The following is a 19,892-nucleotide window of genomic DNA, read 5'->3' as shown; positions in this document are numbered from 1 at the left end:
GTTCCTCTTAGTTAGTCTGAATCATTAAAACGTTGATCAAATATGCTTCTTAAGAATATCATGACTGCGCTTTCAAACAGCGGGATTATTTTACTACATTAAGGTCAAATTTTGACCTTTTTATATCCTTGATTATAAATGCATACTAGCAACTGGTGCCTGATGAAACAATAAAGTGCACCCCTAGAATACACAATGGAATAACCTTCTGGTTTATTCCCATGTATTTTAAAGGTGCACTTCAATTGTTGTATAGAGAGTTACTTACGTTTTACTTAGTGACTTTCAACTGAGCACTGTCAGCTGTATAGATAACCTTCACTTTATAATTGCTTGGTAAACCTACCGTTTCAATGGAAGAAAATGCTCCATTTCGTTTAGCATAAGTTAAGATCGTAGCACCATTAGCCGGCACATATTTGTTAGAAAAGTTCAGGCGTAATTTTCCGTTGAGTATGGCTGTTCCCTTTATTTTGAGCACATCATTTTTAGTGCGTAGGTTAAGCTCAAGTGTTCCCTTGGCAGATTGTCTGTAATTTCCGCCAATAATCAGCTTCCCAGAAGCATTTTTAAGAAGAGTTCCCCCGTAATTCGTAATTCCGCCACTTCCGAAAGCCGTGTCCGAAGTTCCCTCCAAAGTACCTTGGTCGATCTGTGTACCGCCGGAATACGTATTGTTGCCCATTAGTTTCAACGTACCTGTTCCCTTTTTAGTCAGCTTTCCAACACCAGATATATTATTGCGCCAGCGATCCAATGCATTGAAACCACCTTTGGAAGCGTCCATATTCACCGTCACATTATTGGCGAAAGCACCGTAGCCATCCGCAGCGGAAAACAAGTTCAATCGTCCCCATCCCTCAGCATCATCAAGTACAGGATATCCGGAAGGAATTCCCGTGGTAGCCAAAACCCAACGACGTTGTGTGCTATCCAGGTAAGGCAAGCGTGTCTCCAATAGTACCTCAGCTCCCTTAGGCACTATCATAGGCGTCGCGGTTGGATTAACCTGACTGAATCCGTATGTTAATCGTTGATTATAATTTTTTTTGTTTGTGGCATAATTGCTGAACCGATCTGGAGCTGTACCTTTTTGAGACAGCAGTTGTTTACGAGCATCCTGATAAGCCGCTTTCTTCAAACTGCTATTGGCTGGATCAGACAGGATAGCAGCAGCCATCGCTGTTGCCATGACACGCCCTCCCATAACATCAAGCGGGGAATGCATACCAGCAACAGCACGGTTATTGCCCAGCTCCGAAGCTCGCGTCAGCAGTTCCTGATAACGCTCCGGCACGGCGTAGGCCATAGCAATAGAACTGAGATACGCAGCATTGGTATGACCGCTAGGAAAGCCGCCATCGCTAGTAGCATCAGCTTTGAGAGCGGGAATAAGGCTCGGAACAACTACTGAGTTATCGCTCCAGCGAAACGGGCGAGGATAGCTAAAATAAGACTTAGCCGGGTTCGTCGTAGAATATTCTCCGCGCAAGGTATTTACCAGATTTACGATGTTGCCGAGATTGGAGCTTGTACTCCCAGCATTCGTTCCCTCATCTTCGTATTTCTTAGTCAGGGCATCTGCCGGAATGTCGTTGATCGTTGTCGTGGCACCTGCATTCTTTCGATATACATCAGTGAGCGAACCCAGCCCGTCGATCACACTGTAGCTCTGGTTTCTGCGATCATCCAAATAAGCCGCATCGGCCTCACTGGAAGTGCGACGGGCAGCGATATCAATCACTTTTTGAATATTGGCGTCCAGCACGCTGCTGTTTAGCTTGGCACCTGTATCCCAGGTAGCGCCGGGAGTCCAAAGCTTATTAAATTCGGAGAGCAACCCGAGGGTCGGATTAGAGCTTTCCGTCTTATTTGCAGAACTATTATTTTTATAATGATCTACGAAATATCCCCACGACGGTTCTGTTGGAGTTACCGCTGTTGGTAGGGTTGCTGCACTCGCATAACTTCCACCCAGGGAACCTAGAAGTAAGGGTAAAGATAGTAATGCAACTGATAATGGTTTCCTTAGCGATTTCATTCTCAAATCAGATCCTCTCTTCTCTTGTGCTCTTCATACTTTCTCTACGGAGCTATTATCTATATAACAAGATGTATGACATAAAGAATCATATCTTAAGTTTGTTAAATTAAGAGCTTAGTTTTGTTAAATGAAAAAAAGGTATCCCAAGATTCGTATATACGAATCTGGAGATACCTCTTTCAAACCGTTATAGAAAATCAGCTACCCTACAGCCATACTTCTATGACTTTGCCATTTACGAAAGCTACTGCCTTGAAATAAAGACTACGATTGCCGTATACCCAGGCTTCGATTTGAGTTCCGTTTGAAGCAGCCCCCTTTTCTCTGACTGTTGGGCTTCCCCATGCGAACTGCACCTGCGTCGTATTCATGCCCAAGCTTACCTCGTTATTTTTAATCTTGTTCCAGATGGCTTGCGACCATTGGTATTTGTTGTACGGATCGTAAGTTAGAAATTGATCGGAATCAGACAGCATTTGTGGAATGCGTGAAGCTCCGATAATGGAAAACGTGTCATAAGTTTCGCCATTAGCCCCCTGGAAAATAACTTCGTAAGATTTAACACCGTTCGGGTCTGTGCTGACTTCGATGTCTTTAACTGTTACCTTGCCAAATCGCTCTCCAGCGTTATAGAAGTTATTGACCCAATAGGTTTTGCCAATTAATTTGGACAGACTACCCAGATCAATGGCTTTGATAATTTTAGCCGTTTCCGGCGTCTCAATGACCAGCTTGGTAGCGCCCACAGATAATTCGCCTTGCTGACGGTCACGATTCCATTTGAATCCGCCCAACTTCAGATCGGTCAGTAATGTTCCCGGGAATACAACCTGTCCGTTAACCGTTTGAACCTTGCCCTTCAGTGCAACAGGTTTACCATTCACTATCGCGGTGGAACTCCCTTTTTGGAGTACGATATTGTTTTTACCCAGCTTGATCGTAAATGCCTGGTTTGCCACGGTAACAGATCCACCCAGCGTCTTGAACACAGACTGCACAGGCAAATACACACTGCCGTTTAGTATAGCCGCCCCGGTCAAGGTTTGGCCAGACGATACCTTTAGTGTAAAAGAAGAGGGTATACCTTCGTTCCGCAGAGATACGGCTGTGCTGCCAATGCCCCTTACTTTGAGTGTACCGGAACCATTCTGCTGTAGCTCGGCAACCTGTGGTTTCTCCACTTCAATCTCACTAGCTTCGGGATGACGTGTTAGTCGATAACCGTTCGAATACGTCTCTTGTACATTTAATTGAATCGTATCGCCGATGGCAGCCTCTTTGGAGGTCGTCAACAAGGACATACCCGTTAATGTAGGCAAACTTAGCGCAGTCGTGGTTCCGTCCTTATAGCCGACCCAAGAGCCATCCTTTAATTGTGCAAAAAGTTCGTCAGGCGAATCAACCAACCTTGCAACATTAGATAACCCGCTAAGTTGCACCGCAGGATATTTTTTCAGCCGATCATAGCTCCATACCGTCCCGTCGCGATGTACAGTAATCAAGACATGTGTACCTTTTTTCCACAATATCGAAGTAATATCACTTCCCACTTCACGTGGCGGTTCATTGGTCAGCATATCCAGCATCGTGACATGACCATCTTCCTTAAGTATTGCAGCATACGCCGTACTCATTTTGATATCAAGCGCACCATCTACATGACCTATCTTGCGGGGCTTAGATTCTGCGTACCCTGTGGAATACCATACATCACCGGATCGAGTAAGAACCGTAAAGTAGGTACTTACCTTATCACCGTCTATAGCATCCGATATTCCCTCGACCTGTTCTCTTCCCCAGGAGATCGTCCCATCGGTTTTAATAGCCAGACCCTCTCCGGTAATCTCCTTTACTCCTGAAGATTGGGCCGTCACTTTTGGGTCGGAGTTATCATCCCAGATGGCTACCTTCCCGTCCTCAGTCCAGCCATAATAACCTTGACTCTTGTCTTTGCTGCCTGTAATGCCCTTCAAATTCAATTTCTCAATAGCCGGGCCATCTATACTCTTTCTCCATAAAGAACCATCATCCAGTATGTAGTTATTCCGGTCGATCACGTCTATAATTTTAGCATTTTTCCAAGTGTTGTTCGTCGTTACATTTGCCGCTACTGCTGTTTCTCCAGTGTTTAACGTAGTTCCCACCACCGCTCCACATACCACGGATACTGCCAGCAAAATCATCCCTGCTTTTCTCATCGTGATTCCCCTTTTCTATCTCTATTTCCATATCAGTAACTTGCATAATTCCATTCCCAACGCTCAAAAATACAATATATAAACGAACTAGATCGCTTCGATCTCTATATTACTGATTTGAAAGCCTTTTTGGGATTGATACAAAATACTCACATATATATCGGTTTTGGGGATGGTAAATGTTTGAATTTCGATATGCCATTTTAGAAATTCTAACTAAATGGAGCAATGAAGAGTATCCAGCAGGATGGGCAAGCAGTAATGAGTAAAGGTGGCCTTCATCCCACTTTCAGCCATTTGCTGCAAACGGATCGCTTCCTATATCTTAAAATATACATACATATTCGGAGGTTGCCATGACTAGTAAATCTGCTACAAAAAATGAAACGGGCCAATCGCTCCCCCTCCCAGGGCCGCAAGTGAAAGGCACCGTTTTTGCGATTCTGATTGCGATCAGTTTCGTCCATCTGTTCAATGACTCGATTCAATCGGTCATTCCAGCGATCTTTCCGATCTTAAAGGAATCTATGAGCCTGAACTACACGCAGATCGGCTGGATTTCATTCGCGATCAATTTTACAGCTTCGATCATGCAGCCTGTGATTGGCTTGTTTTCAGACAAACGGCCTACGCCCGCTATCCTTCCCATCGGCATGGGCTTTACGCTGACTGGCATGCTGTTGCTCGCCTATGCTGCCGATTATAAAGCGGTGCTGATCGCAGTCATCTTTGTGGGTCTGGGCTCGGCTGCCTTTCACCCTGAAGGCTCGCGCGTTTCCCATATGGCGGCCGGGCCGCGTCGGGGATTGGCACAATCCATTTTTCAAGTTGGCGGTAATGCGGGCCAATCGCTGGCGCCGATGCTCACGAGCTGGATTTTTATCCCGTTGGGACAATTTGGTGCGATCTGGTTCACAGGTATTGCGGCAGCGGGAATTGTGGTGCAATCGTTCATCGCACGCTGGTACGGTAACGTCCTACGTACAGAAGGCATTGCACGCAAAAAAGCGGTGGCACGCCGCATGAAGCCCGAAGTGCGTAACCGCGTTATGTTTGCCATGATTGTCCTCATTCTACTGGTATTCGTCCGTTCGTGGTACTCGACCTCGGTCGGAAGCTACTATTCGTTTTACCTGATGGAAGTATTTAAAATGCCATTGGCTGATGCACAGCTTTACATTTTCCTGTTCCTCGGAGCTGGAGCGCTGGGCACCTTCTTTGGCGGTCCGCTCGCGGACCGTTTTGGTAAACGCAATATGATTTTTCTGTCCATGGTATTAGCTGCACCACTCGCGCTGGCACTACCTTATGCTAACCAATTCTGGACGGCAATCCTGCTGGCGATTATCGGATTTATTATGCTATCTAGCTTTTCGGTCACAGTCGTATATGCGCAGATGCTCGTGCCTGGTAAAATCGGGACCGTGTCCGGTCTCATTACAGGTCTGGCTTTTGGCCTTGGCGGTGTAGGCGCACTCGTACTCGGCAACTGGATCGACAAAGTAGGCATCACCCACATCATGTTCCTGTGCGGCTTTTTGCCACTGCTCGGCATCTTAACCTTCCTGCTTCCTACAGATAAAACTCTGAACCGCTGGGCGGAAGAAAATGGAGCCGAAGTGTAACAGACAAACGTGTGGCGGCCATCCTGGCCGCTGCACACCTTTATAGCCAACTCACGTGTTTCCTCACGAAAAAAATTCCCCCGTTTATACCTAAGTTGCAATCAGTTCTCTACTTCTGCCAAACGCATCACAATCCGACGCTTCCGATACAGCATTTTCCCTGCTTCAGCTACATCACTAATAGCACTTCGATTCGCGATAGACCCGAACAAAATGCCCGCAATCGGGACCATTTGAAGCAGCTTTTTCCATCCAAACTGATCACGATAGGTGTTAATGACCTCTCTCCATCCCTGCATCTGGGAAAAAACCTGTGCCTGACGTGAAGGATCATCGAACAAAGCCAGCTCCTCTAATACGGCCTTCTTCCCCACAATATCGGATGAAGCAAATTGCATACATTTAATAATAAAAATGCGTTCCTGCTTATCATGGGGATTAAAGCCATAGCACAAGGCTATTTCCTGAAGCACTTTGAGCGACAAGCCGAGCAAAAGAGGAATATCCGCCGCAATCGTAAACACACCACCAATCCCCGTTGTTGCTCCCTGAGCGGTGGCAAAGGTAATGCGAGCCGATGTCATATCGTCGGCAGTCCGATCCATGATGGTTAGCGGGAGCTCAGCCGCCTGCTTCAACTCCCACATAGGTTCGACACTATGTTCTGAATCAACGTTTTCCCCGGCACGAGGCAGGTCCTGCGTATCCGAAGCGGAATCTGCACCATTTTGCTGAATGACATGTTCATGGGCCGTCTTTTTCAGCCTGTTCAGAACCGTTTCTTCCTTCACCAAATATTTGCCGCCGTTCTGAATGAAGCTACCCAACTCGTTAAGGAGTTGCTCCAGCTTGTCTTTAATGATTTTGGGCGTCAGCCGATCCAGCAACATAAAAGGCCATCTGCCGATTTTTTCCCAGAAAAAAATGTCCTTCTGTTCCTTCTCCCATTTTTCAATATTCTTCAACTCATGACGCAATACGTCCTGGCTTTCCCGATATTCTGTAAGCTGCTTCATAAGCGTAGACGTCTCCTTTTGACTATGCTAGTTTATGTATGGGTAATACGTAAGCAAGGCGAGTTCAGGTTTCTTTTTTTAGCAAACTAGATGATAAAGAAAGTTAAAAATCCATACAGATCGGAGTGTAATGATGAATAATGTAGAGCTTGTCCCTTACCATTGTGGGCATGATGCCATTTTACATACCTTCTACTTACCTGAGGAGCAGAAGCAGTTTACTGGAATGCCGGATGAAATGCTCATACTGGCCAAGGAAGATCCGCACCGCCATCCTGTCGTGATTACGGCTACTAGAAGACCCGTTGGATTTTTCATTTTATACAATGGGGATGAATTAGCGGACTATACGAATACTTCTGAGGCACTGCTGCTACGCGCGTTCTCTATTCATTACGCAGATCAGGGACAAGGATTCGCCAAAAAAGGGCTGCTTCTACTACCACAGTTCATCGCCAGACACTTCCCACATATTCGCGAGATTGTACTGGGCGTCAATGCCCATAATCTGTCTGCCCAAAGTCTGTATCGCAAATGCGGCTTTATAGATGAAGGTGACACTAAAATGGGTCAACACGGCTTGCAGCATATTTTTAAAATGAGCCTATAAGAGGTTGTTCAAAAAGTCGTCTTTCCATAACGAAGCTATTCAAGAAGCGGATTCGACGTCGAATCTTGAATTCAGCCGGGCCTTCCGTTGCTCACGTAGATCTGTCTACGCTCCGCTACTCTGTCCCTAGCTTCATCCAACCTTCTCGGTCCTGAAAAGCCGTTTTTTTGAACACACACTATAAGTTGACCTCGATAGCCCTCGCCCAAATAGAAAAGCTTTCGGCACCAACGCCGAAAGCTTTTATCGTTAAATCTCACCAATTGAAAAACTCAATTTGTAATTACCAAACTTCGTAAGCTCATCCAGCATGGTATTTAACTCTGTCTGTGAGGACATGCGCACCCGCATCCAATAACAGCCCTCCCCACTCACCCGGTGGATTTCAACAATATAGGGATGCTCCCGTGCAAAAGCCTGGAAAGCACTGTGAGTCGTTCCTGAATTCAAAAAAACCGTAATAAAGGCATGAATCGTCTGTCCAATTTTTTCAGGGTTCCAGCGCAGCGTATAGCCTTCGATAATGCCCGCATCCTGCATTCTTCGAACACGCGCCCCTACGGCTTGGCCTGTCAAATGAACAAGCTGGCCGATCTCCTTGTGCGATAAAGAGCTGTCTTCAATTAAATGATGAAGAATGCGCAGATCGGTGTCATCAGGTGCGAATAGTTCCATAGTTATTTTTCCTTTCATGATGAAACGATAATGCTGATTTTCCTTTCAGCAAACCGTAGCCTGTAGCTCCTTGCGTCAGATATGATTGTAACAGAAACAATGAACTACCGAAAATACACTTGGTCAAAAATAACATTCATCACAAAGGAGCTTTCATATATGAAAATCACACTAATCCGTAACGCAACCTTATGGCTGGAATACGCTGGAATAAAATTTCTGATCGATCCGATGTTGAGCGATGCTGGCGCAAATCCGCCGGTCCCCAATACGGAAAATGCCCGCCGTAATCCGCTGGTTCCCTTGCCGCCACAATGGCAGGCACTCGGACAGCCTGACGTTGTCATCGTCACACATTTACATCCCGATCATTGGGACCCGGCAGCAGTACGCTGGTTGGACAAACAAATTCCTGTCTTCTGCCAGCCCGGAAATGAAGAACAAATCACTGCTGATGGTTTTACACAGGTTACCCCGATTCCGTTGGCTGGTTCTGTGGGAGAAATTGAGATTATCCGTACAACCGGGCATCACGGCACCGGAGAAATCGGGGAGCAGATGGGACCCGTATCCGGCTTTGTTTTTCAGGCACCAGGTGAACCTGTCGTCTATTTGGCCGGGGATACGATCTGGTGCAGTGAAGTCGCGGAAACACTGGATAAATACCGTCCTGACTGGACAATTGTGAACGCTGGAGGAGCACGGTTTACGGTAGGTGATCCCATTATTATGACTGCCCAAGATGTAACGGCGGTAGCACAACATGCCCCTTATACACAAATCGTGGCTGTCCACATGGAAGCAATCAATCATTGTCTACTAACTCGCTCAGAGCTTACGGAACATATCAACCGTGAAGGTTTAAAGGGGCGCGTCCATATTCCGGCAGATGGAGCGACGGTTTCGGAGTAAGGCAATCGTCCTGAGTCACCGTTTGCGCCTATTTTGAATATATTGGATTTCAAAACGTATAAAGAAGGGATTATCGATGAATTGGCAATATCCTAATTACGGTACAGAAACCCAATGTAAAGAAGTTCCGATTACTTTTCCTCCCCAGCATCAATATAGACAGCCGGGGTTGGAATACCTAATGGTTCCACGCCCTATTTATGATAATCCAAAGTATATCGGCACTGGAAAGCTTCAGGATCGGGTGGCGATTATTAGCGGTGGGGACAGTGGTATTGGTCGCGCGGTTGCAGTGGCATTTGCCAAGGAAGGGGCCGATGTGGTCATTGCCTATCTCGATGAGCATCGAGATGCTATGGAAACCCGTGATGTCATTCACAGGCTTGGCCGACGTTGTTTGTTAATTCCGGGGGATCTAAGGCTAAAAAGCAACTGCTGTCTGGTTGTTCAACAAACGATGGAAACCTTTGGTCGTATTGACATCCTGATTAACAACCTAGGTATTCAGTTTGTGCGCGAATCGTATCTGGATATCAGTGAGCAGCAGCTTCGTGATACGTTTGATACGAATATTATTTCCTTCTTCCATATGACTACAGAAGCATTGCCGTATATGCGGGCTGGGGCTAGCATCGTCAATACGGCATCGGTGACAGCCTATGTGGGTCAAAAGAATATGATCGACTATTCAGCTACCAAAGGAGCTATCGTCAGCTTCACCCGCGCTTTGGCTAATAATCTGGTCGATCAGGGTATTCGCGTGAATGCCATTGCGCCCGGTCCGATCTGGACTCCGCTGAATCCGGCCACACAGTCGCCTGAAGTCATTCGCACCTTCGGCAGCAATACACCAATGAAGCGTGCCGGGCAGCCTTATGAATTGGCTCCTGCCTATGTGCTGCTGGCTTCGGATGACGGTTCCTACATTACAGGCCAAACGCTGCATATAAACGGCGGCCAAATGGTCACCACTTAGTTTCGTTGGCTGATAGCCACAAGACCCAACAAGCAAGAAAACCTCCAGCATCCACATTTCTAGTGGAACTGGAGGTTTTCTTGTTTTACGATACCGAATCTGAGCTTAAGCAGATCTTTTGTTTTTGTTGTAAATATCGAAGGCAACCGCCAGCAGCAGCACCAAGCCCTTGATTCCTTGCTGCCAGTCAATACCCAGACCGATCAGAGACATACCGTTATTCAGTACGCCCATGACCAAACCACCGATAATGGCTCCAAAAACGGTTCCGATCCCGCCGGATGCGGAAGCTCCACCGATAAAGCAGGCTGCGATGGCATCTAGCTCGAAGTTCGTACCCGCTCTCGGCGTAGCCGCGTTCAGACGTGCAGCAAAGATCAGACCGGAAATGGCGGCCAGCACCCCCATGTTGACGAATACCCAGAACGTTACTTTTTTCGTTTTGACACCGGACAGACCCGCTGCCTTTTCATTTCCACCCAACGCATACACATGACGTCCCATAATCGTGCGGTTCATGACGAAGGAGTACACAACGATCAGTATGAACAGCAGCACGAGAATGTTAGGTATCCCCGCGTAGCTCGCGAGCATGAAGGTGAACAGATTGATGACCGCAGCTACCACAATCAACTTGAGTACAAATAAAGCTTGTGACGGAACCTCGAATCCATATTTAAGCTGAGAACGACGTTCGCGAAGTTCGTTCACGATAAACCATACCGTGAGTGCAATGCCGACAATGATGGATACCAGGTTATAACCGGTAGATGAAAAATCCGGCAGGAAGCCTGAACTGATTTTCTGGAAGCCCCCCGGAAATGGAGAGATCGATTGACCTTCCAGCACAATCATGGTCAATCCACGGAAGAGCAGCATTCCCGCCAATGTAACGATAAATGCCGGAATCCGTACATAAGCGACCCAGAACCCTTGCCATGCGCCGATTAACGCTCCGACCAGCAAAGATGCAATCACAGCGATCCATGCTGGAAGCTGCCAATCGACCATCATTATGGCGGCAACCGCACCGACAAAAGCGGCTATGGAGCCGACGGACAAATCAATATGCCCAGTGATGATGACCAGCACCATCCCGATCGCCAGCACGAGAATATAGCTGTTTTGCAGAATCAGATTGGTAATATTAATCGGCTTCAACAGCAGGCCGCCCGTCAGCACCTCGAACAAAATCATAATGACGACCAGCGCAATCATCATGCCATATTGGCGGATGTTATTTTTAAATAGTTTAGTTATGGTTTCCATGCTTCACGCCTCCTGACTTGGTCATATATCTCATCAACGTTTCCTGCGACGCGCCCTCACGGCTAACCTCTCCAGTGATCCGCCCAGCATTCATGACATAAATCCGGTCACACAAACCTAGTACCTCTGGCAGCTCGGACGAAATGACCAGCACTCCCTTGCCTTCAGCGGCAAGTCGATGAATAATGGTATAAATTTCATATTTGGCACCCACATCAATGCCGCGTGTCGGCTCATCCAGAATCAGAATATCCGGCCCGGCGAAAATCCATTTGCTCAGCACCACCTTCTGCTGATTGCCACCACTCAGGTTACCCGTTTTCTGTAAAATGCTCGGCGCTTTGATGTTCATGCTTTTTTTCATTTCCTCTGCAATGACGACTTCCTCCTGCTCATTGACGACAGCGCCCTTCGTCAGCTTGTTCAGGCCAGTCAGCGAAATATTACGCTTGATATCATCCATCAGAATGAGGCCATACTCCTTGCGATCCTCTGTCACATAGGCAAAGCCGTTGTTGATCGCGTCCGTAACCGTGTTGTTCTGGATCGGCTTGCCGTCTTTAATCAGCTGACCAGAGATGTTACGTCCATACGACTTGCCAAAAATGCTCATCGCCAGCTCTGTCCGTCCCGCTCCCATCAGTCCGGCAATACCGACAATTTCACCGCGACGGATGTTCAAATTCACCTGATCCAGCACCTTACGGTCTGCATGATGCTCGTGATACACCGTCCAATCCTTCACTTCCAGAACGACTTTGCCAATCTCGGCATGACGCTCTGGATAACGGCTGGTCAGATCACGTCCAACCATCCCGCTAATGATCCGATCCTCCGTAACCTCATCCTTCTTCATATCCAGTGTCTCAATCGTCTTTCCGTCCCGCAAAATCGTAATCGAATCTGACACCTTCGCGACCTCATTCAGCTTGTGGGAGATCAGGATGCAGGAAATGCCCTGTCTTTTAAATTCCAGCATCAAATTAAGCAGATTTTCACTATCATCCTCATTCAATGCCGCTGTTGGTTCATCCAGAATAAGCAGCTTTACCTTTTTAGAGAGCGCTTTCGCAATTTCAACCAGTTGTTGCTTCCCGACCCCAATGTTCGTAACCAATGTATTGGGATTTTCACTCAAACCGACCTTGGACAGCAGATCGCGTGTCCCTACAAAAGTCTCTTTCCAATCAATCACGCCGCCACTGGCGCGTTCGTTGCCCAGATAAATATTTTCCGCAATCGAGAGGTACGGGATCAGCGCCAGCTCCTGATGGATAATGACAATGCCTAGTTCCTCGCTCTGCTTGATATCCTTGAACTCACACGTTTTGCCCTGGAAAACAATATCCCCTTCATAGGTTCCATGCGGATATACACCGCTTAGTACCTTCATCAGCGTCGATTTGCCCGCACCGTTCTCACCGCACAGGGAATGGATTTCGCCTTCCTTGACCTTGAGATTTACATTTTCCAATGCCTTCACGCCGGGAAAGGTTTTGGTAATTCCCTTCATTTCCAAAATGATTCCAGTCATGGGATACGCTCCTTTCGGTTGGATTCCTACTCTTATTTCAGTCCAATTTGCTCTTTGGTGTAATAGTGACTGCCGACAATATCCTTCTCCACATTCGTTCGATCTACCGAGATCGGATCAAGCAAGTAAGCAGGAATGACTTTTTTACCGTTGTTATAGGATTCCGTGTCATTTACTTCCGCTTGTTTGCCCTGTAAAATGCTGTTGGCCATCACGACCGTTTGCTCAGCCAACTTGCGGGTATCCTTAAATATAGTTTGCGTCTGCTCCCCAGCCACAATGGACTTGATGGAAGCCAGCTCCGCATCCTGCCCCGTAATGATCGGCAGCGGCTTGTTCGCTGATCCATATCCGACCCCTTTCAAGGATGAAATGATACCGATACTAATTCCGTCATACGGGGATAGTACCGCGTCCAGATTGGCCCCTGAATAGTAGGCACTCAGCAGATTATCCATCCGCGACTGCGCTAAAGCTCCATCCCATCGCAGTGTAGCGATCTGCGCCATCGTCATCTGCTTGCTGCGTACGACTAGCTTACCGGAATCAATGTACGGTTTAAGAACGGACATCGCACCATTAAAGAAGAAATAAGCGTTATTGTCATCCGGTGAACCACCGAACAGCTCGATATTGAACGGGCCTTTGCCTTCCTTGAGTCCCAACTTTTTCTCAATATATGCCGCCTGTAGTACGCCCACCTTGAAGTTATCGAAGGTCGCATAATACGTCAGATACGGTGTGTTGCGAATCAGACGGTCGTAAGAAATGACCTGAATGCCTCGGTCGTGTGCCTTCTGAATCACATCCGTCAACGTGTTTCCGTCGACCGAAGCGATCACCATAACATTGACGCCCTTGGTGATCATATTTTCGATTTGGGAGATTTGATTTTCCACTACGTCCTCGGCGTACTGTAAATCCGTTTTATAGCCTTGCTCCTGAAACAACCGGACCATATTTTCTCCGTCCCCTACCCAACGCTCGGACGATTTGGTCGGCATGGAAATGCCCACATAGCCTTTTTCCTTGCTGCCCGTTCCACTCTCCGCCAAATTACAGGCCGAAAGCATCAGGGCCAAAACCAGAAGCCAAGCGACAACAGCTCCTTTTTTCATATGAAGTTCCCCTTTCCTCATGTGATGCAGGTCATTTGAAGGTAAGGATTTTGCAAAATCCTCAGGTCAGTACTGATTAGAGTTGAGATGAGATAGCGCTTACATAAGTGAGGCGATGAGCACCTCTCTTTTTTTATGTGCAAACACATGGTATCATTCCAGGCCGGGAAAGGTCTTTGCTGGTTTTGAACTTTTTTTATAAAATTTTAACCTTTGTGGTGAGGAGGAGGGATTGGATTTGAGGAGAATGGAGATTGTCGGGAGATCGCTCATATATTTTGAAAAACGAAAAAAAAAAGACTTTAGCCTGCTCACGATTGGCAAAGTCTCAATTTGTTGAATCATTATATCAGATAGCTAATGAGTTTAGATTTTTATTGACAATTCACCAATGACAGGTACATGTGGTTCAAATAAACACTAGCTAATCCTATTTTAGATAAAAAGACTATATAGCAGACCCAGGCTCCAATAGAGCCACAGCTTGAATATTTATGTTATACGACGGAATCACTTCTTCGATCAATCAGAATTCTTCCTTGATCTTGATCTGTCATTGCTCTGCTATGTGTTCCAATAAATCTCCTGGTTGACAACCTAAAGCCGTACATAATTTATCAATTACTTCTAATGACACATATTCATTCGTATTGAGCTTCGCCATTGTAGCAGACGAAATCCCCGTCATTTTAAGTAAATCCTGCTTCTTAATTTCCCTGTCGATCAATAATTTTCGAAAAGGTTTGTAACTAATCATCTGATATTCCTTTCACACATGAAGTTAATTTTCTTTAATTATATGAAAGTACATTTTCTTTATCAAAAACATCTTCAACATGTATTAACTTATATGTTCGTTACGATGAAGTTATATTCAACAAGTTAAAATTTTATTCATAGAATTAAATCCATTGGATGGTGTTCAATTATGCATACTTCTTTAGAAGTCTTACTCGATCCACTGATTCGTAATCGAATTGAATCTTTATATGGCGAGCTTATCAAAAACAACTCCAGATACAACCAATTCTCATCCGAACGGAATCTTTACTTCAAGCAGTTACATGAACTACTAACAGAGGATATACAAAAGTCTGAACTATTTGTTTATGTCGTTTCACTGAGCAGTCTGTACCAGCAAGTTAATGATATTGTCCAATTAGCTTTATTCCTTATTCTCATCGATATTAGAATCTTTAGCCGCCGCAACCTCGTCAAGTTTACTTGTATCAATTTTCACAGCATACTTTGAAAGTAATTCCTCTAGTTGAGGTGAGCTTTCATTCTGTCCGACCAGTTTTCCGTACAATTCGATCGATACAGGAACTAAATCAGACTGACTATCAAACAATTGGGTCAAATTATCAATGTATTTATCCTCATGTTTGATACACTCGGCTCGGATGAGGTCCTCACATGAATCTTTCACTTGACCTAATCGATCATAGCAACAGAATCTGCTCCAATATAATATATTATCATTTGGCTCTATTATAATGGCTTGACTATAGTCTTCAACGGCAGACTTTAATAATAATTTTTTCTTTTCTCGATTCTTCTCTAGATCGCTTAATTCCAAATAGCACCTAGCTCTATAGCTATAGTCTCTTTTTAATGGTTTTATAGAGTTTGTTTTCGCCAATTCAATGCTTTGGGAAAACCTATTTATTGATTCATTAAATTCTTTTATAGATTTGTCCCGTTGTAACGCCAACGCGAAGTAGCCCTGACCTATATTTCCAAGATAAACACTTCTAGATTGTTCAATAGATATACATTCAAGTGCCAACTCATACATTTTTATAGCTTCCTCAAATCTCTTTGTTTCAAAATAGCAATTCCCTAATAGATTATAATTTTTAGGAAGAATGAAGCTTTTCTCCGCCTGCTTGATACCATATTCAAAAAAATCAATAGCTCTTTCTTTATTACCAATGTCTTGGTACACCTCAGCAATATTAAACAACCAATCGCAGTCGACAATTTTCGATTGTAGTAGTATTTCTTCCTTCTCTTTGAGTTTATCGGCATCGAATGATTCAATATTAATTATGTCTATGATATCTTCCGCTAATTCTAAGAGCATGTCCTCGTTCTCCAATTCCGGAATTAAATCCACCATGCCGTCCTCAGAAATAATGACAATGACGCATTTCTTCTGCTCATCGGTTTTTAACTTGTGCAAATAACGATGCGCTGAGTTATAGCGTGCTCCGCGACTGGCGTCCCCGATATCCTCTTTAGCTATTCCATCTAAAATAACCCCGATGGCATGACAATTGCCATCTGAATCGAAATAGATCGCCCCGTCTATTGCAGTTAAAAATTTTATGTATTCCGGATTGATGATTCCAGGCTCAATGAGTGTTGACTGTTTACTGAGATGGCTCAGTTCTTCTTTTGCTGTAGTATTCTCAGTGATCACCACCATAGTACCATGCTTTTGTTCCCGTGCTTTACGCACAATTTGATCGAGTTTCTCCATTTTGTGATTAATTTGATTGTAATCAATGTAATTTTCCCAAAATATATTTTTCAATAGTTTTTTGAATTTTTCGGTGCTGTAACCCTCCTCTCCCAATCTTGGATTTTTAAAAGAGATGGAAATGAGTTTCGTCTCAATTAAGCTAAGGTCTGATCGGTAATACTTTTTCTCATCTTCAACGAATAGGTTGCCTTCACTTACAGGCTCAGTTTCCGTTCGCACAAGAACAAAATTGTATTTGGATAGTCCAGTGAAATCGAGCCTTAGAGCTAGAGTGCCTTTTTGCAAATTCCAATTCACTTCGCCTAATCCGTATATCTCCCATTCGTCGCCAATCAGATACAAGTCCCTTTCCACGTTTGTAAGTTCCAGTAACTTTCTAATCCTCTTAGCATCCTCTAATCTAACTCGATCCTCTTTCGTAAATTTGACTGTGAATCGAATAATCGATCTATTTGCTATCACGTCACTATTCAAGAATAAGATGGAACCGAAGGGACTAGAGTTCTCATAGGTTAAGGAAGAGATGTCGTCTATTTTCTCCAGCAAGCTATTGACGTAATATACGTTGCTTAGTTCGTTTTCAAATGCAATTCCAAACTTATCAAACTCAATGTTTTTCTGAATATAGTGTTGCATTTTTCCAAAAAATAACCTTGTTAATCTTCTATTAAACTGAATGCCATCTTCGTTATATTTGCGTGTGATGGAGTCATCGTTGTTCACTTCAACTGCGTTGTTAGTATGAGCGAAAAAGTCATTAAAAAAATAGTCCAATAACATTCTAAAAAAAGAAATTTCTGGTTTTGTATAAAAAAGCTGCCGGGTTTCATTTTCAACGTTTCTTATTTCAACTATGTATACAACAGAATATGTAGATTCACCTTCTTTATAAGGTATTTCGTTGACGTAAAGTATACGTGTGTCGTTAATATTGCCTTCGTCATTCTCAACCTCACTATCCGAAATCCCGTTGTTTCCAATAACCTTGTAATGTTGCTCCTTGTACCATATCTCATTCACATATTTTTTTATACTGTCATAGGTATTCCCTGTATTTGCGGGATCAACCCTGAGTTCAGTATATATGTTCGCCATCGTTTGCAACGTATTCTGGGATATTGATGTCGATTTTTCGCCTTTCGCAACGGTTCTCTTCACTCGAATCGTTTCAACATGCGTCTGATTTTTGTCGTAAACAAGCGCATACAGTTTATTGTGAATCCGTTTGTTTAGCTTCTTTAAAATTCGCGATAAATTTTCGTAAATTATTTGATTTAAAATTTCGAGTTTGTTTATTTTGGTTTGCAAAATTTTATCCCCTGTCCATAAATAGTAAAAATAGCCCAATTACCTACATAGTACTACGCGTATGTGTAAATTTTACTATATAATTCATTTAATGCAATCCAATTGATTTATATCTCACTATAAAAACAACAAATATATACTTTTAAAACATTTAATACAATTATTTAAATAATATTTTGAAGAGTCTTATATTATTCGTTTCACATATTTCCCATTGAAAGTGGGTTACTCCTGGAACAATTATATTTTTCTATTGGGTTCTTATTAGTAGGTGCAATATTATATAAGATAACTGATTCACCGAGAATTAATTATATTGGATATTCCTTTTGGTGGGCAGAATGGTGTTGGTTGTCATTATGGATTATCACATTGTTATACGATATTGAAATGATAAAACCATTTCTGATTATTTTTTTGATTGAATTAATCTCTGTTTTTTATGGATGTAAAACAATCATTAAACACCTAAAGAAATAACTTTTTGGAGATTTCATTTAACGTTTACTGCATTCACGACCCCAGCGAATGCTGGGATGTTCGGTTGCTTCTTGCTTCCCTGAAATCCTTCAATACCGTGAGGTAGGACTTGAGTTGGAAGTTTTCAACTAGTAATCATTCAATACTCCTTGTATCTCATGAGGGTATTCAATTTCCTGTAACAAACATTTCAGCAAATCACGATAATCCGAATAATTTGTTTCAATTATAAATGCTACTTGTTGAGATATTAAAGTAAAACTATTCATTGACACTAGGACACCAACAAGTAATGATTGCGCCATAAGATTATTAAATTTCAATGCAATATTCATTAATATCCTTGTAACATTTATTTGTAATGCTATATTTTGTGTCTCATAGTAAATACAATCTATAAGTAAAGATACTTGATCCCAGTCCGCTTCATTATTATTTGATATATTGGATATATTTTCTTCAGTCATCTGTACAAAAGGAATCATTAGTGCGTCATATTTGGCACACTCCACAAATACATTTATCGGAATTGATTTGAATGGTACTATAAACTTTTCAATAACCCTATCAGAATCCTCAACTTGAACTGATGCAATACACTTTAAAACATAATTAACATCGGCCGAGAAATCTTTAAATTCATAATTTTCCAAACTATAAAACGGAAAATTTTCTTTTCTCATACTTTTTCTATCCATAAGATTAATGTCGTCAATAAGTTCTTTAGTTGTCTGATACCGTTTAGTACGCTCCTCCTCCATAGCCTTCATAACAATTAGCTGATATTTTACTGTCTTCCTGTATCGTTCTTCTGGTGATCTCCCACTTAATAAATAATAGAGCATTGCACCTAATGAATAAATATCAGATAAATGATCGGCACTCTTCAAACTGTTTAATTGTTCTGGCGCGGTATAACCTGCTCTTCCATAACCATAAACAAAGAGTCCTGTTGATTTCGATTGTGATCGCTTATCTTTTGCTAGTCCAAAATCAGCAACTTTTACTACTATAGTCCCGTCACTCTCTTTAAATATCAAAATATTATGAGGAGCTAAATCTCGATGACTAATTTTGCGGTCATGAAGATAAGCTATACCACTTAAAATATCTTTAAAAATACTTATTCTTATATCTTCCGATATATTGGAATTCAGTCCCAACCATTCATCTAATGAAGCATCTGCCAAAGGCATTGTGAAAAGGAATGGCTCATTCACTAGTTGTATTTTGCTAATTTCAATTATATTTCTATGAGAAGCTTTCTCTTTGAGAAACTTCACTTCTCTTTTGAATCGGAGATAATGATCGTCTCCTTCTACTTCATTATTTTTAAACATGCGGGATCTTTCGAAAAGAACTTTACATGCTAATTCTTTTTTTAATATAGGATCAAACACTCTATATACTTCTGCAAAGGATCCTTCACCAATCTTTTTTAAGGGAATTAATTGATAATCTCTTTCCTCTTCATTATCTAAAATCCATAAACGATTTGTTTTTTTAGTAGAACCTGGACAGAACAAAATATTATTCCCTTTTAAAATATCTTCTATCTGTTCTTCATTTGGGTTTGGAATGAGTTCAGTTCCTAATGTCAAATGATTTAATACTTGTAATGCAAACAACAACATTTTAC

At 43.2% G+C, this 19,892-nt stretch carries 14 protein-coding genes; 4 read left to right on the top strand and 10 right to left on the bottom strand.

Annotation, left to right across the window (positions count from 1 at the left end; all coding sequences use genetic code 11):
* Nucleotides 1–271: 271 nt before the first annotated feature.
* Both ACWA2B_RS00160 and ACWA2B_RS00155 read right to left on the bottom strand, forming a co-directional pair.
* Nucleotides 272–2,041, bottom strand: coding sequence for an acid phosphatase (locus tag ACWA2B_RS00160; protein WP_342434930.1), 1,770 nt, complete (start codon nt 2,039–2,041; stop codon nt 272–274).
* Between the two features lie 209 nt (nt 2,042–2,250).
* A complete protein-coding gene (locus ACWA2B_RS00155; RefSeq protein ID WP_342434929.1) occupies nt 2,251–4,242 on the bottom strand; it encodes a copper amine oxidase N-terminal domain-containing protein in 1,992 nt (663 codons plus the stop codon).
* A gap of 356 nt (nt 4,243–4,598) precedes the next feature.
* Here ACWA2B_RS00155 and ACWA2B_RS00150 point away from each other — a divergent pair, with 356 nt between their 5' ends.
* Nucleotides 4,599–5,867, top strand: coding sequence for an MFS transporter (locus tag ACWA2B_RS00150; RefSeq protein WP_029516140.1), 1,269 nt, complete (start codon nt 4,599–4,601; stop codon nt 5,865–5,867).
* Between the two features lie 101 nt (nt 5,868–5,968).
* Here ACWA2B_RS00150 and ACWA2B_RS00145 read toward each other — a convergent pair whose 3' ends face one another.
* Entirely contained in the window at nt 5,969–6,883 is a 915-nt protein-coding gene (locus ACWA2B_RS00145) for an EcsC family protein (protein ID WP_209949677.1), read from the bottom strand.
* Between the two features lie 133 nt (nt 6,884–7,016).
* Between ACWA2B_RS00145 and ACWA2B_RS00140 the strand changes: the two genes are divergently transcribed.
* Nucleotides 7,017–7,493 (top strand): GNAT family N-acetyltransferase, encoded by a 477-nt coding sequence (locus tag ACWA2B_RS00140; RefSeq protein WP_209949678.1) that lies wholly within the window; start codon nt 7,017–7,019, stop codon nt 7,491–7,493.
* Nucleotides 7,494–7,742: 249 nt separating this feature from the next.
* Here ACWA2B_RS00140 and ACWA2B_RS00135 read toward each other — a convergent pair whose 3' ends face one another.
* Entirely contained in the window at nt 7,743–8,168 is a 426-nt protein-coding gene (locus ACWA2B_RS00135; protein WP_165144551.1) for an Lrp/AsnC family transcriptional regulator, read from the bottom strand.
* A gap of 159 nt (nt 8,169–8,327) precedes the next feature.
* Between ACWA2B_RS00135 and ACWA2B_RS00130 the strand changes: the two genes are divergently transcribed.
* Nucleotides 8,328–9,080 carry an MBL fold metallo-hydrolase gene (locus ACWA2B_RS00130; RefSeq protein ID WP_165144548.1) on the top strand — a complete coding sequence of 251 codons (753 nt, stop codon included), beginning with the start codon at nt 8,328–8,330 and terminating at the stop codon, nt 9,078–9,080.
* A 76-nt stretch (nt 9,081–9,156) separates the two neighbouring features.
* Nucleotides 9,157–10,056: an SDR family oxidoreductase gene (locus ACWA2B_RS00125; RefSeq protein ID WP_069011529.1), complete on the top strand. Its 900-nt coding sequence runs from the start codon at nt 9,157–9,159 to the stop codon at nt 10,054–10,056.
* A gap of 105 nt (nt 10,057–10,161) precedes the next feature.
* On the opposite strand, the gene mmsB is transcribed toward ACWA2B_RS00125, so the two are convergent.
* The 6 genes from mmsB to ACWA2B_RS00095 form a co-directional block, all read right to left on the bottom strand.
* A complete protein-coding gene (mmsB, locus tag ACWA2B_RS00120; protein WP_039269462.1) occupies nt 10,162–11,325 on the bottom strand; it encodes a multiple monosaccharide ABC transporter permease in 1,164 nt (387 codons plus the stop codon).
* Entirely contained in the window at nt 11,309–12,859 is a 1,551-nt protein-coding gene (gene mmsA / locus ACWA2B_RS00115) for a multiple monosaccharide ABC transporter ATP-binding protein (protein WP_209949679.1), read from the bottom strand. Before mmsA ends, mmsB begins: the two co-directional genes overlap by 17 nt.
* Nucleotides 12,860–12,891: 32 nt before the next feature.
* Nucleotides 12,892–13,977, bottom strand: a complete 1,086-nt coding sequence (gene chvE / locus ACWA2B_RS00110) for a multiple monosaccharide ABC transporter substrate-binding protein (protein WP_449291542.1) — start codon at nt 13,975–13,977, stop codon at nt 12,892–12,894.
* Between the two features lie 553 nt (nt 13,978–14,530).
* Nucleotides 14,531–14,734 (bottom strand): helix-turn-helix domain-containing protein, encoded by a 204-nt coding sequence (locus tag ACWA2B_RS00105; protein WP_342425765.1) that lies wholly within the window; start codon nt 14,732–14,734, stop codon nt 14,531–14,533.
* A 408-nt stretch (nt 14,735–15,142) separates the two neighbouring features.
* Nucleotides 15,143–17,773: a tetratricopeptide repeat protein gene (locus tag ACWA2B_RS00100; protein ID WP_342425764.1), complete on the bottom strand. Its 2,631-nt coding sequence runs from the start codon at nt 17,771–17,773 to the stop codon at nt 15,143–15,145.
* 608 nt (nt 17,774–18,381) lie between these two features.
* Entirely contained in the window at nt 18,382–19,887 is a 1,506-nt protein-coding gene (locus ACWA2B_RS00095; protein WP_449291717.1) for a serine/threonine-protein kinase, read from the bottom strand.
* Nucleotides 19,888–19,892: the final 5 nt, after the last annotated feature.

The sequence above is a fragment of the Paenibacillus sp. CMM36 genome (assembly GCF_053570945.1).
This window is presented reverse-complemented; position numbering and strand designations above follow the sequence as displayed.

Coding starts and splice junctions, on each gene's coding strand:
- ACWA2B_RS00160 (WP_342434930.1), bottom strand. CDS start 2,041: ATGAAATCGCTAAGGAAACCATTATCAGTTGCATTACTATCTTTACCC.
- ACWA2B_RS00155 (WP_342434929.1), bottom strand. CDS start 4,242: ATGAGAAAAGCAGGGATGATTTTGCTGGCAGTATCCGTGGTATGTGGA.
- ACWA2B_RS00150 (WP_029516140.1), top strand. CDS start 4,599: ATGACTAGTAAATCTGCTACAAAAAATGAAACGGGCCAATCGCTCCCC.
- ACWA2B_RS00145 (WP_209949677.1), bottom strand. CDS start 6,883: ATGAAGCAGCTTACAGAATATCGGGAAAGCCAGGACGTATTGCGTCAT.
- ACWA2B_RS00140 (WP_209949678.1), top strand. CDS start 7,017: ATGAATAATGTAGAGCTTGTCCCTTACCATTGTGGGCATGATGCCATT.
- ACWA2B_RS00135 (WP_165144551.1), bottom strand. CDS start 8,168: ATGGAACTATTCGCACCTGATGACACCGATCTGCGCATTCTTCATCAT.
- ACWA2B_RS00130 (WP_165144548.1), top strand. CDS start 8,328: ATGAAAATCACACTAATCCGTAACGCAACCTTATGGCTGGAATACGCT.
- ACWA2B_RS00125 (WP_069011529.1), top strand. CDS start 9,157: ATGAATTGGCAATATCCTAATTACGGTACAGAAACCCAATGTAAAGAA.
- mmsB (WP_039269462.1), bottom strand. CDS start 11,325: ATGGAAACCATAACTAAACTATTTAAAAATAACATCCGCCAATATGGC.
- mmsA (WP_209949679.1), bottom strand. CDS start 12,859: ATGACTGGAATCATTTTGGAAATGAAGGGAATTACCAAAACCTTTCCC.
- chvE (WP_449291542.1), bottom strand. CDS start 13,977: ATGAAAAAAGGAGCTGTTGTCGCTTGGCTTCTGGTTTTGGCCCTGATG.
- ACWA2B_RS00105 (WP_342425765.1), bottom strand. CDS start 14,734: ATGATTAGTTACAAACCTTTTCGAAAATTATTGATCGACAGGGAAATT.
- ACWA2B_RS00095 (WP_449291717.1), bottom strand. CDS start 19,887: ATGTTGTTGTTTGCATTACAAGTATTAAATCATTTGACATTAGGAACT.